The 14076-nt window shown below is 61.9% G+C and carries 9 protein-coding genes; 5 read left to right on the forward strand and 4 right to left on the reverse strand.

The window, feature by feature from the left end; translation table 11 throughout:
* Positions 1-46: 46 nt before the first annotated feature.
* The 4 genes from dxs to AAEZ09_RS09985 all read right to left on the reverse strand — a co-directional run bounded on the left by dxs (position 47) and on the right by AAEZ09_RS09985 (position 4441).
* Positions 47-1945 carry a 1-deoxy-D-xylulose-5-phosphate synthase gene (gene dxs / locus AAEZ09_RS09970; protein ID WP_350599333.1) on the reverse strand — a complete coding sequence of 633 codons (1899 nt, stop codon included), beginning with the start codon at positions 1943-1945 and terminating at the stop codon, positions 47-49.
* A 92-nt stretch (positions 1946-2037) separates the two neighbouring features.
* Positions 2038-2925, reverse strand: coding sequence for a (2E,6E)-farnesyl diphosphate synthase (gene ispA / locus AAEZ09_RS09975; RefSeq protein WP_350599335.1), 888 nt, complete (start codon positions 2923-2925; stop codon positions 2038-2040).
* Entirely contained in the window at positions 2922-3164 is a 243-nt protein-coding gene (locus AAEZ09_RS09980; RefSeq protein WP_003228627.1) for an exodeoxyribonuclease VII small subunit, read from the reverse strand. The genes ispA and AAEZ09_RS09980 overlap by 4 nt, the downstream gene beginning before the upstream one ends.
* A 131-nt stretch (positions 3165-3295) precedes the next feature.
* Entirely contained in the window at positions 3296-4441 is a 1146-nt protein-coding gene (locus AAEZ09_RS09985; RefSeq protein WP_350599338.1) for a Fic family protein, read from the reverse strand.
* Between the two features lie 276 nt (positions 4442-4717).
* Here AAEZ09_RS09985 and AAEZ09_RS09990 point away from each other — a divergent pair, with 276 nt between their 5' ends.
* From AAEZ09_RS09990 to AAEZ09_RS10010, 5 genes are read left to right on the forward strand one after another with little or no spacing between them, the layout of a single operon-like run.
* Positions 4718-5509: a YfaP family protein gene (locus AAEZ09_RS09990; RefSeq protein ID WP_350599340.1), complete on the forward strand. Its 792-nt coding sequence runs from the start codon at positions 4718-4720 to the stop codon at positions 5507-5509.
* Positions 5510-5560: 51 nt separating this feature from the next.
* Positions 5561-7258: a DUF2138 domain-containing protein gene (locus AAEZ09_RS09995; RefSeq protein WP_350599342.1), complete on the forward strand. Its 1698-nt coding sequence runs from the start codon at positions 5561-5563 to the stop codon at positions 7256-7258.
* 32 nt (positions 7259-7290) lie between these two features.
* Positions 7291-7893: a DUF1175 domain-containing protein gene (locus AAEZ09_RS10000; protein ID WP_177328520.1), complete on the forward strand. Its 603-nt coding sequence runs from the start codon at positions 7291-7293 to the stop codon at positions 7891-7893.
* Positions 7890-12455 (forward strand): alpha-2-macroglobulin family protein, encoded by a 4566-nt coding sequence (locus AAEZ09_RS10005; protein WP_350599345.1) that lies wholly within the window; start codon positions 7890-7892, stop codon positions 12453-12455. Before AAEZ09_RS10000 ends, AAEZ09_RS10005 begins: the two co-directional genes overlap by 4 nt.
* 1 nt (position 12456) lies before the next feature.
* Positions 12457-14076, forward strand: a complete 1620-nt coding sequence (locus AAEZ09_RS10010) for a DUF2300 domain-containing protein (protein WP_350599347.1) — start codon at positions 12457-12459, stop codon at positions 14074-14076.

Consider the following 14076-nt stretch of genomic DNA (forward strand, 5'->3'; position numbering starts at 1 on the left):
GCAAGATCAAAGGATCTCAGCTTTCGGCAGCTCCTACGCGGGGTGGTTACAAATTGAACAACTGCAGGCGCTGGCGAATCGAAGCTTCGATCCCGGCCTCATCCAGTCCACACTCAGCCAGCATCTGCGCCGGCTTCGCGTGCTCAACGTAAAGGTCCGGCAAGCCCAGGTGCAGCATGGACTTGAGGATATTTTCCCGAGCCAGAAATTCGCTGACCGCGCCGCCAGCGCCGCCCATGATCGCGTTTTCCTCGACGGTCACCAGCAAGTCGTGATGGCCGGCAATTTCACGGACCAGGGCTTCATCCAGTGGCTTGACGAAACGCATGTCGACCACGGTTGCATCCAGCGTCTCGGCGACCTTTAACGCTTCGGCCAGTTGCACGCCAAACACCAGCAGGGCGACCTTGCTGCCCTGGCGGCGAACGATGCCCTTGCCGATGTCGATCGGCTCCAGGGTTTTTTCTATCGCAGCATTCGGGCCAGTGCCACGTGGGTAGCGCACTGCTGCCGGACCGTTGTACAGGTGGCCGGTGGTGAGCATCTTGCGCAGTTCGTTTTCGTCGCTCGGTGTCATTACCAGCATGCCGGGAATGCAGCGCAGGAACGACAGGTCGAAGCTGCCCGCGTGGGTCGGACCGTCTTCGCCCACCAGGCCGGCACGGTCGATAGCAAACAGTACGTCGAGGTTCTGCACCGCCACATCATGCACGAGCTGGTCGTAGCCGCGTTGCAGGAAGGTCGAGTAGATCGCCACCACCGGTTTGGCACCTTCGCAAGCCATGCCTGCCGCCAAGGTCACGGCGTGCTGTTCGGCAATCGCCACGTCGAAATAGCGCTCCGGGAACCGTTCGCTGAACGCCACCAGGTCCGAGCCTTCCTTCATGGCCGGAGTGATGCCGACCAGTCGCGGGTCTTCGGCGGCCATGTCGCACAGCCACTCGCCGAATACGCCCGAATACTTGGGGCCGCCGGCTTTCTTCGGGGCCGCCGCCGGTGCGTCGACCGGCTCCAGCTTGGTGATCGCGTGATAGCCGATCGGGTCGACTTCTGCCGGAGCGAAGCCTTTGCCTTTCTTGGTGACCACGTGCAGGAACTGCGGGCCCTTGAGGTCGCGCATGTTGCGCAGGGTCGCGATCAGGGTCGGCAGGTCGTGGCCGTCGATCGGTCCGATGTAGTTCCAGCCCAATTCCTCGAACAACGTACCGGGGACCAGCATGCCCTTGGCATATTCCTCAGTACGACGAGCGATTTCCCAGGCACCGGGCAGGCGCGACAGGACCTTCTTGCTGCCTTCACGCATGCTCGCGTAAGTGCGGCTCGACAGGATCTTCGCCAGGTAATTCGACAGGCCGCCGACGTTGCGCGAAATCGACATGTCGTTGTCGTTAAGAATCACCAGCATGTCGGCGTTCACTTCCGGCGCGTGGTTCAGCGCTTCGAAGGCCATGCCGGCGGTCAGTGCGCCGTCGCCGATCACCGCGATCGCCTTGCGATCACTGTTCTGCAGGCGGGCGGCGATGGCCATGCCCAGCGCGGCACTGATCGAGGTGCTGGAGTGGCCGACACCAAAGGTGTCGTACTCGCTTTCGGAGCGACGCGGGAACGCAGCAACGCCGTCCTTCTGGCGCAAGGTGGCCATGCGCTCGCGGCGGCCGGTGAGGATTTTGTGCGGATAAGCCTGATGACCCACGTCCCACACCAGCCGGTCATCCGGGGTGTCGAATACGTAATGCAACGCGATGGTCAGCTCGATGACGCCCAGGCCGGCACCGAAATGCCCACCGGTCTGTCCGACCGTATAGAGCAATTCCAGGCGCAACTCATCGGCCAGGGTTTCCAGCTCGGCTTCGCCTAACCGGCGCAGGCCGTCCGGCGTGTTGGCACGGTCGAGCAGGGGCGTGGTCGGGCGCTTGCGGGGAATCTCATGAAACGTCGTGGGCATCAGGCGAATCGTTATAGGTATAGAAGATGCGGCAGTTTACCTGATGCATCGCCCCCTGCCCACGCGTTGGTTTTAACTTGGCGGATACGCCTTCAGCTGCGGCGCTCGACAATATAGCGGGCCAGGTCGCGCAACGGCTCCGCTGCCGCGTCAAACGGTCGCAGGGCCTGCAGGGCCTGATCGCGCAGTTCCAGGGCGTAAGCCTTGGCCGCGTCGAGGCCGAGCAGGGCGGGATAGGTCGGTTTGTCGCGCGCAATATCGGCGCCCTGGCGTTTGCCCAGGGTGGCGGTATCACTTTCTACGTCAAGAATGTCGTCCTGCACCTGAAACGCCAGGCCGATGGCCTGTGCATAAGTCTGCAGGAAATTCAGTTTGTCCTTTTCGGCACGACCGCTGGCCAGGGCGCCAAGCTTGACGCTGGCTTCGATCAACGCGCCGGTCTTGTGCCGGTGCATGTATTCGAGCGCCTTCTGATCGAGCTTCAGGCCGACCGAGCCGAGGTCGATGGCCTGGCCACCCACCATGCCGGCCGGGCCTGCGGCCAACGCCAGGGCGCTGACCATCTGCAGGCGGATGTCAGCATCGGCGCTGCTCAGCTGCGGATCGAGCAGGGCGCTGAACGCCAGGCTCTGCAAGCCGTCACCGGCCAGAATGGCGCACGCTTCATCGAACTTCTTGTGCGTAGTCGGCTGGCCGCGACGCAGATCGTCGTCGTCCATGGCCGGCAAATCGTCGTGCACCAGGGAGTAGGCGTGGATCAGCTCAACCGCACAGGCCGCACCATTGGCCTGCTCGACCTTGCCACCCAGTGCTTCGCAGGCGGCATAGGCCAGCAATGGGCGAACGCGTTTGCCGCCGTTCATCACGCTGTAACGCATGGCTTCGTACAAACGCCCGAGTTCGGGGCTTGGGGCGATGAACAAGGTATCCAGTGCCGCATTGACACGCGCCTGGCTGTTGGCCGAATAGGCGGCAATCATTCCGGTTGTTCCGCGTCGAAGGGTTCCTCGGCGAGTTCGCCATCGCGCTCAAGCAGCACCTGCACCTTTTGCTCGGCCTGAGCCAGCGCCGCCTGGCAATCGCGAGTCAGCCCGATGCCCTGCTCGAAAGCCGTCAGCGAATCTTCCAGCGACAACTCGCCGTTCTCCAGTCGCTCGACCAGTGTTTGCAGGTCAGCGAGGGATTGTTCGAAATCCAGTGCAGCTTTTTTGCGGGCCATGGCGGCTATTTCCGGTTGACGTTAAACCGGCGCGACACTAGCAGACATGGGGGTTATGGGCAAATGAACGGGGGTTTTATGCCCTGTTTCAGGGGCATTGCCACACTCCCACAGGAGTGTGTTTCAACAGGTCATTGTGTTGAAGGGTCTGGAAAATTGATTTGATATCGAGTGTTACGCCCGCCGCCGGGCAGTCGCCTCAGATAACCCCTCTCCAGCAGTTCGGATAGGTGACGAGTGGCAGTCGCCTTGGACACCTTCGCCACAGCCTGATACTGCGCCGCGCTAATCCCGCCTTCGAAACCGTGCTCCCCACCATCGAGCAAACGGTTCAATACCTTGGTTTGTTCTACCGTCAGTGCAGACTCCCGGTGCGCCTGCCAGAACCGCGCCTTGCCCAGCACCGATTCGATCCTCACCATGGCCTGCCGCAAGCTGCGCAACAGGGTTTTCAGAAACCACTCCAGCCACTCTGTGATATCAACCGTCGCCTTCTGGCTGTTTTCCAGTACCCGGTAGTACCCCGAACGGTCTTCAAGAATGCTCGCTGACATCGCATAAAACCGAATGGCCTGCGCCTCACCCTGGGCCAGCGCAAGATCGGTGATCGTTCGCGTCAGCCGACCGTTACCGTCGTCGAAGGGATGCAGAGTGACAAACCAGAAGTGCGCAATGCCCGCCCGCAGTAGTGGATCGAGATTCGCTTGGCTACGGCTGGCTTCAAACCACGCCAGGAAAGTCTGCAGATGCTGTTCAAGACCGAGCCTGGGCGGAGCTTCAAAGTGCACGGTGGGCCTGTCGATTCGTCCTGACACCACTTGCATCGGGTCATCGCCGCGTAACGCGCCGACACGGATCGGTCGGGCGGACAGGTTGGAGTCCTGCTCGGGAAATAGCCACTGGTGCCAATCAAAAAGGCGTGCCAATGTCAGCGGCTGGTCAAAATGCCGGGTGGCATCAAGCATCAGTTGCGCCAAGCCTTCACTGCGCTGGCTCACGTTATTGCCGTCGATCAACTCCAGCCCCAAGCGTCGCGCCAGCGACGACCGTACCGACCCGACATTCAGTTGCTCACCCTCAATGGCGGAAGAGGTGACGATGTTTTGCAGCAAAGCATCCAGTTCGCTCTGCGCGCTCAGCGAATGACTCACCGAGCTCGACATGCCCATCAACTGTCCTTGCACCTGGACGCAGTCGCGCAGCAAAGGTGCGAGGCGTTCGGTTTGCCAGTTGAAGTCAGGCCAATCCGGCTGCTGCCAGATCCAGTTCAGGGCCATAATCCGGTCCTTTTGAGATGTGTGAGCCGATTAGATAGTCTATTCGGCTCATCTGATGAGCCGAATATGGCGTTTATTCGGCTCACCGTCCACCCCTTGGTCGCGATTCCTACTGCAAATCAGCCGGACCTGATTGTTAAAAACTGCCCGACTGTCTAACCTCGCGCCATCCTTGACCCGATATTCGCGGGTCATTCTGACGAAACGCAATTTTTGGATCTTTAACGCACCGAGGATCGGGTGCCAGGTTTCGTTATGCATGGCAGGAGGCGTCACATGCGTTGTTTTCTTTCACTGCTGATGCTGCTGGGCTGGGCCTGCGCTGCCTTGGCCGAGCCGACGGCGCAATTGTCAGAACCGGTCGGTGGCTGGCGCTACAACGGCTTGCTCGATCGCAGTGAATACCCTCAGGTTGCCTATCCGACGCCACCCATCGACCGGGGCGTGCAGCGCAATCGCACCATGATCCAGGGCCAGCTCAAGGCCATCGGCACCCAGCGCGGGCCGCATACCCTGGCGGTCAACGGCAATCCCCTGAATCTGTACACCGACGACCAGGGCCGCTTCGCCCGGCCCTATGCGTTCGGTGCCGGCTCCAATAGTGTCGAAGTGCGCAGCGCCGAAGGCAAATCCCTCAAGCGCGTTCAATTCTATGAGGCCAACAGCCTGCGCACCCCGGCGCAGATTCGCGTGGTGCTGGGCTGGGACGATCCGAAAGCCGAGCTCGACCTGCACATCGTCACACCCGATGGCCAGCATGCATTCTGGTCGCATCCGGCGTTATCCAACGGGGGCGGCCTGGACCCGGACGGGGTGGACGGTCCCGGCCCGGAAATGTTCACCATGACCGCGCCGATCCGTGGCACCTATCTGGTTTACGTCAACTATTGGGGCAACTTCGGTAGCGGCGGCTATAACTTCGATGAGACCAGTAACCAGAACGAGGTCATCACCTCGCAAATCAACCTGGTGCTGAACGAGAACACCGTCAACGAAAAACGCGAAACCTTCATCGTGCCCCTGCGCGCGATTGGTGACCTGCTGCTGGTCAAGACTTTCAACTATTAAGCATCCCGCTCCACGGATGAACAGCTGAGCCTCGGGAACATGAGCGTGAATATGAGCGATAACACTGTACCTGCGTCAGCCAATCCCCCGCGTCGCTGGCCGGCACTGTTGATCGGGCTGTGCGTAGTGGCTGGCGTGGCCGGCGCCATGGGTTGGTTCATGTACAAACCCAAGGCGCCGATGGCGCTGCTGGCCAGCGACAAGCTGGGGATGAGCCGGCCGGACGGCCTGCTCGAAACCCATTCCCTGAGTCAGTTGCCCAAAGACCTGCTGGCCGTGCCGTTCCTCAAGGAAACCCTGACTGAGGATTTCGTCTTCTATTACGAGACCCATGCCGATCGCCTGGGCGTGATCGGCAGCCTGCGGCGGATCATCTACGAGCATGACCTTAAATTACAGGACAGCCTCATCGAGCAGCTGTTCGATCAGCCGGCAGACGTTGCACTGTGGCGCGGGGCAGATGGTCGCCTGAAGGATTTTCTGCTGGTGATGGATCGTGGAGGCCTGGCCAAAGTGCTGGAGCCGCTGGCCAAGGTGGCGCTGGATGATACCCAGTTGAGCAAGGTCGCCGAGGTGAAAGTCGGCGCCGACGACGTCGCGCTGTACCAGCTGACCTATAACGCTACCAAGGCGTTGCTGTTCGCTTCTCATGGCGACAAATTAGTGGTGCTGTCCAATCCGATCCGCCTGCAAGACCCAGAAGCTGGCGCAGCGCCAGAGCCGGGCAGTGTTTCCAGCCAGGCCATCGCGGCCTTGCTCAACGGCGAAAAACTGTTCCCCGAGGCCTTTGGCCTGCAACCCCGAGCCCCGGAGGTGAAACAGCGGCTGTCGGTGAATTCCAGTGTTTTGGCCATGGGCTACCAGCGCTTCATCCCCAACTTTGCCGGGCTTCGCTTCGACATGGACGACAAGGGCTGGCACAGCTTCCTCGCCATGGACGAACTGGACAACCAGCCAGACTTCGATTTCAAGCCGATCTGGCAGGCCATGCCCATGGGCGCCAGCGCCTGCGTGGCTTTGCCGCTGGCCGCCGAGCAACAGCAACCCTTACTGGTGAAGCTCGGTGCCGACGACAAGGTAGCCCAGGCGTTGACCGAACACATGGCCGGTGCTGCCGGCCTGTGCTGGTACGCCGATTCGCGGCTGTACACGCCGCTGCTGGTGGCGAGCCTGGACGATGATGACAGCGCCAGGCTCGACGGCGACCTGGGCACTTTGTTCGGCTCGATGGTCGGTGCCTATGAAGGCAAGGTCGATGAGCATGCTTTCCCTGTGGTGGAAAAACTGCAGGGTGAAACCCGCCAGTGGCAGCGTCAGGTCAGCTCCAACTTCGGCCCCTATGCAGCCAGCGAGGCCGAGCAACCGGCGGCGATCACCGGCAAGGCGTTCATGCGGGTGAGTCTGGCGCGCCATGGTTCGACGCTGCTGTTCTCCCTCGACGACAAACTCGTCGACAAAGCCCTCGACACCCTCGACAAGCGTTTTCCGCCGATGGCCGACCTGGTGCCCAAAGACCTGTTGATGCCGGTGTATTTCGGCCCCGATGCCATGGCGCAACTGATGCAGCAGGAAACCCTCGACAGCCTGCCACAGGACATGGAACCGGTGTTTTACAACGCCGCCCAGACTTACCTGATGCCCAAACTGCGCACGCTGGGCGGCTACGGTAAATACGCCCTGACCTTGCCCGAAGGCAGTGAGCCCAACGGCCATTGGCAGTGGCTGCCGCTGCAGTGGAAAGCCCTGTGACCTTGCTTGTCCGCAGCCTTGGCCTGGTGGCGATGCTCTTGGGCACTCACGTGTTCGCCAGCGACGCGGCTTCGCTCGATCCACAGCAATCCCAAGTGTTTCGCGCCTGGTTCGTACGCATCGCCCAGGAACAGTTGGTGCAGGGCCCAAGCCCCCGTTGGTATCAGCAGGACTGCGCCGGGCTGGTTCGATTTGCCGCCAACGAAGCCCTGAAGGTGCATGACGACAAATGGCTGCGCAGCAATGGCCTGTCCAATCGCTACCTGCCGCCGGAATTGCAACTGAGTGAGGCGCAACGTGGCCTGGCCCGACAGTGGCAGCAAGGTGGCGGCAAGGTCGGGCCCTACGTCAACGCGATCAAGCTGATCCAGTTCAACAGTCATCTGGTTGGCCGTGACGTGGCTCAGGCCCGGCCCGGCGACCTGATGTTTTTTGATCAGGGTGACGACCAGCACCTGATGATCTGGATGGGCCGCCACATTGCCTATCACACTGGCACCACCACCCCGACTGACAACGGCATGCGCTCCGCGAGCCTGCAGCAACTCATGACATGGAAGGACACCCGATGGATACCCGACGCAGCCAATCCCAACTTCATCGGCGTCTATCGACTGAATTTTCTCTCCCAATGATCGGTGCCCGCATGCTGCGCTTTCTGCCTTTGCTGTTGGTTGTGATGCTGCCTTTCCCGGCGGCTCATGCTGAAGACAGCGTCGAGCCAAGTGGCTACACGCCGGTGGCCGGCGAAAGTTTTTTCCTGCTGGCCGACAGCAGTTTTGCCAGCGACGAACCCGCAGTGGTTCGGCTCGAAGCTCCCGGGCGCGATTATCGCCGGTTTCGCATGGAGCCCTATGGCGGCGCGGATATCCGGGTGTATCGCATCGACAAGCCGCTGGACTTTCTCAAGCGCCAGAAGAACCTGCACCGCGTGGTCAGCGATGGCCAGTTCAAGGGCGAAGGCCTGTCGAACACCCTCGCGTACCTGTGGGATAACTGGTATCGCAAGTCCCGTCGGGTGATGCAGCGAGCGTTTTCCTACGAGTCGCGTAAACAGGTCACCGAGCAAGTACCGGAGCTGAAGATGGGCGCCGCCATGGCTGCGCCCACGCCCTACGATGCCCAGCCGCAGTTCGCCCTGATTCCGGGCTTGCCGGTGGTCAGCCAGTTCCGCTATCCGCTGTGGGAAGCCAAGCCGATCCAGCCGCCGCCAGGCGTGAACCTGGCCGGTTCCTCCAGCGATTTTGTCAGCGTCGCTACGGGCAACGTCTACATCCCGCTGGGTCATTTGAAGCCGGGTCTTTACCTGGTGGAGGCGCTGATCGGCAAGTACCGCGCAACCACCATGGTGTTCGTCTCCAACACCGTGGCGGTGAGCAAAATTGCCGGTGATGAATTGGTGGTCTGGGCGGCGCGCAAACACGAAGGCAGCTCGGTGCCGAAGGTTAACGTGCTGTGGACCGATGGCCTCGGCGTGATGAGCAGCGGCGCTACCGACACCGACGGTTTGCTGCGCCTGAAACACGTCAGCCCTGAGCGTTCGTTCGTGATCGGCGAGGACGAGGAGGGCGATGTTTTCGTCTCCGAGAACTTCTATTACGACAGCGAAATCTACGACACCAAACTCTATGCGTTTACCGACCGGCCGCTTTACCGGCCAGGGGATTGGGTGTCGCTGAAAATCGTCGGCCGCGAGTTCAAGAACGCCCGGGATTCTCTGGCGCCGACTGCTGCCGACGTCAACGTGACCGTGCTCGATGCCACCGGCACGGCGCTGCAATCGCTGGCTCTGAAGCTCGACTCCAAATCCGGTACCCAGGGCCGTTTCCAGCTGCCGGAAAACGCAGTGGCGGGCGGTTATGAATTGCGTTTCAGCTACAAGGATCAGGCCTACAGCAGTGCCTTTCGCGTCGCCGAATACATCAAGCCGCACTTCGAAATCTCGCTGAACCTGGCCAAGCAGGATTACCGCACGGGCGAGCCGGTGAAGGGCAGTCTCGTGCTGTTGTACCCGGACGGCAAGCCGGTGGCCAACGCCAAGTTGACCCTGAGCCTGCGCGCCCAGCAGTTGTCGATGGTCGACAACGAGCTGCAATACCTCGGGCAATTCCCGATTGAGCTGACCAGCACCGAACTGACCACCGATGCCAAGGGCAACGCGACCCTCGACCTGCCGGCCGCCGACAAACCGAGCCGCTACATGCTCACGGTGTTCGCCAGCGATGGCGCGGCGTATCGGGTCAGGACCACCAAGGAAATCCTCATCGACCGTGGTGCTGCAAGTTTCAGCTTGCGTGCACCGCAGCGCTTCAGCGCAGTCGGCGACAAGGTTGCCTTCGGCTACGCCAACGAAAGTGCTGGCGAGCAAAGCAAAGCCGTGACCCCGAGCAGCTACAGCTGGGTGCGACTGGAAGACCAGACCACCGGCGACGGCAAACTCGGCGCCAAAGACCAAGGCTTCACTATCGCTTTCGACCGTCCGGGCACCTACAACCTGACGCTGAAGGATGCGCATGGCCGCGTCGTCGGCGCCACCGGTCATTCGGTCACCGGCGAGGGCGTCAAAGCCGTGCCGGGCACTGTGGAAATTGTCCTCGATAAACCCGAGTACAAGACCGGCGAAGAAGCCCTCGCCTTGATCACCTTCCCGGAACCGGTCAGCGATGCACTGCTGTCCCTGGAGCGTGACAAGGTCGAGGCCACCGCGTTGCTGTCCCGGGGCGGTGACTGGCTGAAGATGGAAAAACTCAGCGAGACCCAGTACCGCGCGCGTATCCCGGTGAAGGATAACTTTGCACCGAACCTGACATTCTCCGTGCTCTACACCAAGGGCGGTCAGTACAGCTTCCAGAACGCCGGCATCAAAGTGGTGACGCCGCAAATCGACGTGGCGATTGCCACCGATAAAGAGACGTACCAGCCGGGCGATACCGTGTCGGTTGACCTCACCACGCAGTTCGCCGGCAAGCCAATTGCGGCGCACCTGACGGTCAGCGTCGTGGATGAAATGATCTACGCGCTGCAACCGGAAGTCGCGCCGACCATCGACCAGTTCTTCTATCACCCACGCCGCAACAACGTGCGTACCAGCGCCAGCCTGTCGTTCATCAGCTACGACGTGGCATTGCCCGGCAGCCCAGGCGCGCCGGGCAAAGCCAACCGCAGCGAACGCGGGGTGAAAGTGCTGGAGCGCCCGCGTCGTGAAGACGTCGACACGGCCGCCTGGCAGCCTGAATTGGTGACCGATGCCAGCGGCAAAACCCGTTTCACCTTCAAGATGCCGGACTCGCTGACTCGCTGGCGTATCACCGCCCGGGCCATCGCTGATGACGGGCAGGTCGGGCAAAAGAAACAATTCGTGCGCTCGGAAAAACCGCTGTACCTGAAGTGGAGCGGCCCGGCCCGATTCCGTACCGGCGATAAACCGGATCTCGGTGTGTTCGCCTTCAGCCAGGCCGAAAAACCGGTCAAGGCTGAGCTGGTGATTCATTACGGCGGCGCCGACCAGCGCGTGCCGGTGACCCTGAACAACGGCATCAACTACATCGCGTTGCCGGCGTTTGCGCTTGTGAATGGCGACTGGACCGCCGAACTGGTGCAGGACGGTAAAACCGCCGACGCCCTGGCGGTGCGCCTGACCGCGACCGGTGAAGGTTGGCAGGTCACCCAGAGCCAGGTCGTGGACGCGCTCAGCGGTGATACAGCGCTGACCTTGCCGGCGGACGCGACGGATATTCGCCTGCGCCTGGATGACAGTCCGCAGGCGTTGTTCCGCTCGGCGCTCGATGATTTGTTGAGTTATCCGTACGGCGGCGTCGAGCAAACCGCCAGCCAGTTGTTGCCATTGAGCATCGCCTATCCATCGCTGTCGTCGAACCCTCAGGTCCGGGATCGCTTGCGCCTGATCATGCAAAACAGCCGTCTGCGCCTGGTGCAAATGGCCGGTCCTTCGGCGAGTTTCACCTGGTGGGGCCAGGACGGGGAGCCGGACGCCTTTCTTACCGCTTACGCCTATTACGCCGACTGGTACGCCAGCAAAGCGCTGGAACTGACCCTGCCGCCGGAGCATTGGCAGCGGGTGCTTGAGGTTTACGCCAAGCAAGCGAAGAACACGCCACTGCTGCAGCGGGCGCTGATTCTGGCTTTCGCCAAGCAGATGCAATTGCCGGTGAACACCTTGCTCAGCGGGTTGCTGGAAGACCTGACACAAGCAGGCGAGGGGCCGGCAGCGAACATGCTCGACGACGCTCAAGACAGCCTGGTCATGGGCGATCCGGATTCGGCGTTGGGCCTGTCGGTGGCTCGAGTGCTGGCGGCGTCCCTGGCCAACCAGCTGAAGGTCAGCCTGCCGGAGGCGTTCAATCGTCAGCTGGCGGACTCCCGGCAGCGCCTGGAGGTCAGTTCACAACCCTTTGTCGAAGCATTGAACCTGTCGCTGCAACCCTTCGATCAGGCCCAGGCGCAAGCCTTGCTGCAACGCCTGCTGCCGCAACAATCCACCCTGGAACGCGCTTTGGCGCTGACCTGGCTGGCGCGCAGCATTGAACAGGCCTCGCCCACCATCGCGCTGGCACCGGGAGACGGCTGGAAGAAACAGCATGGCGCTACCGGTGAGCTGTACTGGACGTGGCAGGGCGCTACGCCGGTGCCGACAGTGCTGACGTTGTCCGGGACACAGGAGCGGCCGTTAAAAGCCGCGCTGAGTTTCCAGACGCGGCAGCCGCCAGCCGATCCATTGGCCGTGACCGTTACCCGCCGTTTGTCACGACTGGTGCCCGGTGACGAAGCCTTCACCTTCAAGCTCGAGCCGGTGAACGGCAAGCCGTTGTCCAGCGACAGCCTGTACCTGGACGAAGTGATCATCACCAGCAAAGCGTCGAAACCGCTGCGCTACGGCATGATCGAAGTGCCGCTGCCGCCGGGCGCCGATGTCGAGCGCACCACCTGGGGCATCAAGTTGATGGGCAAGGCCGGCACCGAACCGACTTCGCTGGAGAAGGCGCGTTTCGAACCGGGGCAAATGGCTTACGCGATTCCGGTGGATGCCTTGAGCGGCGAATTGCGCGTGCGTCACCTGGTGCGCTTCTCGCAGAAAGGCCAGTTCAACCTGCCGCCAGTGCGGTTCATCCAGATCTACGCGCCACAGCACCAGGCCCAGGAACAGAAACCGGCGCTTGGCCAGGTCATGGTCCACTGACATGACCCGGCCTCTGGTCTGGCTACTGCTGTGTTTGCTCCCTGCGCTGGCGACAGCGCAGGACGAACCGCTGCGGCTGGGCTTCAAAGGTGACTTGCTGTCGTTGAGCCGGACGCAATTGATCTCCCGCGAGCCGTTGCCTTCAGATCTGCAGACGCCGTTAGGCAGTGTGTGGAAGCTATTTGTCTACGCCTGGCTGGTGGATACCGGCGCCCATGAATCACCTTATGAATGTCGCGGGCAGTCGAAGGAAGAAGTGTATTGCTGCACGGCTGGCGGCAAGATCGGGCGTGATCAGGCGTTGGTGAAGTCCTGCGGGCTGTACTTTGAGCCTGCGCGGTTGGGCATTGCGGGCGCTGAATGGCGCACGTATTGGCAGGCACGGCAGGCACCCCAGTGGTTGCTGAACTTGCCGTCGTTGCAGCCTTCGACCCGGGTTCCGGTCGTTGACTTGCTGCGGATGCTGGCCGTAATGCCCGCGCAGGATCAGGCGCGGCGGGTGTTGCTCGATGTGGTGTTGAACGCGGCGGACGGCAATGTCGTCGGTGAACTCGGCGGCCGGTTGCGGGTGAAAACCTGGAGCTGGCTGGGCGATCAGGATCCGTCGTCGCGCCAGGGTGGTTTTGCCGGATGGACAGTGGATGGCACGCCGATCTGGGCCGGTGGGCGCGGCACCAGTCAGATGGTTCTGCGCAAACATGGCCAGGCCCTGGCCGCAGTGTTGCCGGTGGGTTGGCCGTTGGATGCGGGACGTTGCGTTGAGGTTGGTCTGTTTTCACGCTATCCGATCGGGCGCGTTCTGGCGGCGGATCGGGTGGTTGCCGATGGGCCATTGCAGGGCGACTATCGCGTGGAGTTCGCTAATGGCAATCAGCTGGATATCCACAGCGACGGCGAGCTGTTTCTGCTCAAGGACAAACTCGTTGCGCGCCTGGACCGCGAAGAATACGTCGCCCGTGTCCTGCAACGAGAAGCCAAGTCCGAACCGGTTGAGGCTGCCAAAGCCCTGGCCATCGCGATCCGCACCTACTTGCTGCAAAACGCCACCCGCAGCGGCGACTGCCTGAGCATCGACGACAGCAGCACCCGTCAACGTGTCGCCCCACGCCCGGCCACCGCCGAATCGCGCAACATCGCCGCGTGGACCAGCGACCTGGTCCTGGCCGGCAGCACCATCACCTATCATTCTGACCAACCGGGCCCGGACAAGCTCTCCTGGCAACAAGCCGTCGAACAAGCCAACGCCGGCCAGCGCTACGACGCCATCCTGCTGCACGCCTACCCGCGCGCCAGCCTCAGCCGCTGGGACAACCCGGTCGCGTCCTGTGAAGCCCTGCCCGCCGCCCAGGACTGGCTGCAAAAACAGCGGCGAGGCTGGCGTGCGCGGCTGGACAGCGAGGTCGGCTACAACGAAGTCAGCACTTTCGCCGTCTGCCGCCTGGCGTTCGGCCGCCCCTACGTCGACCGCGAACGCCAGCGGCTCTATGTGCGCGGCGTGCTCTCGCTGCAGGATCGTCTCGACCTGACTCATGAATACCTGCACCTGGCCTTTGAAGCACATCCCAACGGCCAGGACGAAACCTACATCGAAGGGCTTGCCCGTCACCTGCTGCTGGAATAG

The sequence above is a fragment of the Pseudomonas sp. 65/3-MNA-CIBAN-0223 genome (assembly GCF_040310425.1).
Classification (GTDB): domain Bacteria; phylum Pseudomonadota; class Gammaproteobacteria; order Pseudomonadales; family Pseudomonadaceae; genus Aquipseudomonas; species Aquipseudomonas gregormendelii.

What these genes read in the sequence shown, in the direction of transcription:
- dxs (WP_350599333.1), bottom strand. Translation starts at nt 1,945, where the DNA reads ATGCCCACGACGTTTCATGAGATTCCCCGCAAGCGCCCGACCACGCCC.
- ispA (WP_350599335.1), bottom strand. Translation starts at nt 2,925, where the DNA reads ATGATTGCCGCCTATTCGGCCAACAGCCAGGCGCGTGTCAATGCGGCA.
- AAEZ09_RS09980 (WP_003228627.1), bottom strand. Translation starts at nt 3,164, where the DNA reads ATGGCCCGCAAAAAAGCTGCACTGGATTTCGAACAATCCCTCGCTGAC.
- AAEZ09_RS09985 (WP_350599338.1), bottom strand. Translation starts at nt 4,441, where the DNA reads ATGGCCCTGAACTGGATCTGGCAGCAGCCGGATTGGCCTGACTTCAAC.
- AAEZ09_RS09990 (WP_350599340.1), top strand. Translation starts at nt 4,718, where the DNA reads ATGCGTTGTTTTCTTTCACTGCTGATGCTGCTGGGCTGGGCCTGCGCT.
- AAEZ09_RS09995 (WP_350599342.1), top strand. Translation starts at nt 5,561, where the DNA reads ATGAGCGATAACACTGTACCTGCGTCAGCCAATCCCCCGCGTCGCTGG.
- AAEZ09_RS10000 (WP_177328520.1), top strand. Translation starts at nt 7,291, where the DNA reads ATGCTCTTGGGCACTCACGTGTTCGCCAGCGACGCGGCTTCGCTCGAT.
- AAEZ09_RS10005 (WP_350599345.1), top strand. Translation starts at nt 7,890, where the DNA reads ATGATCGGTGCCCGCATGCTGCGCTTTCTGCCTTTGCTGTTGGTTGTG.
- AAEZ09_RS10010 (WP_350599347.1), top strand. Translation starts at nt 12,457, where the DNA reads ATGACCCGGCCTCTGGTCTGGCTACTGCTGTGTTTGCTCCCTGCGCTG.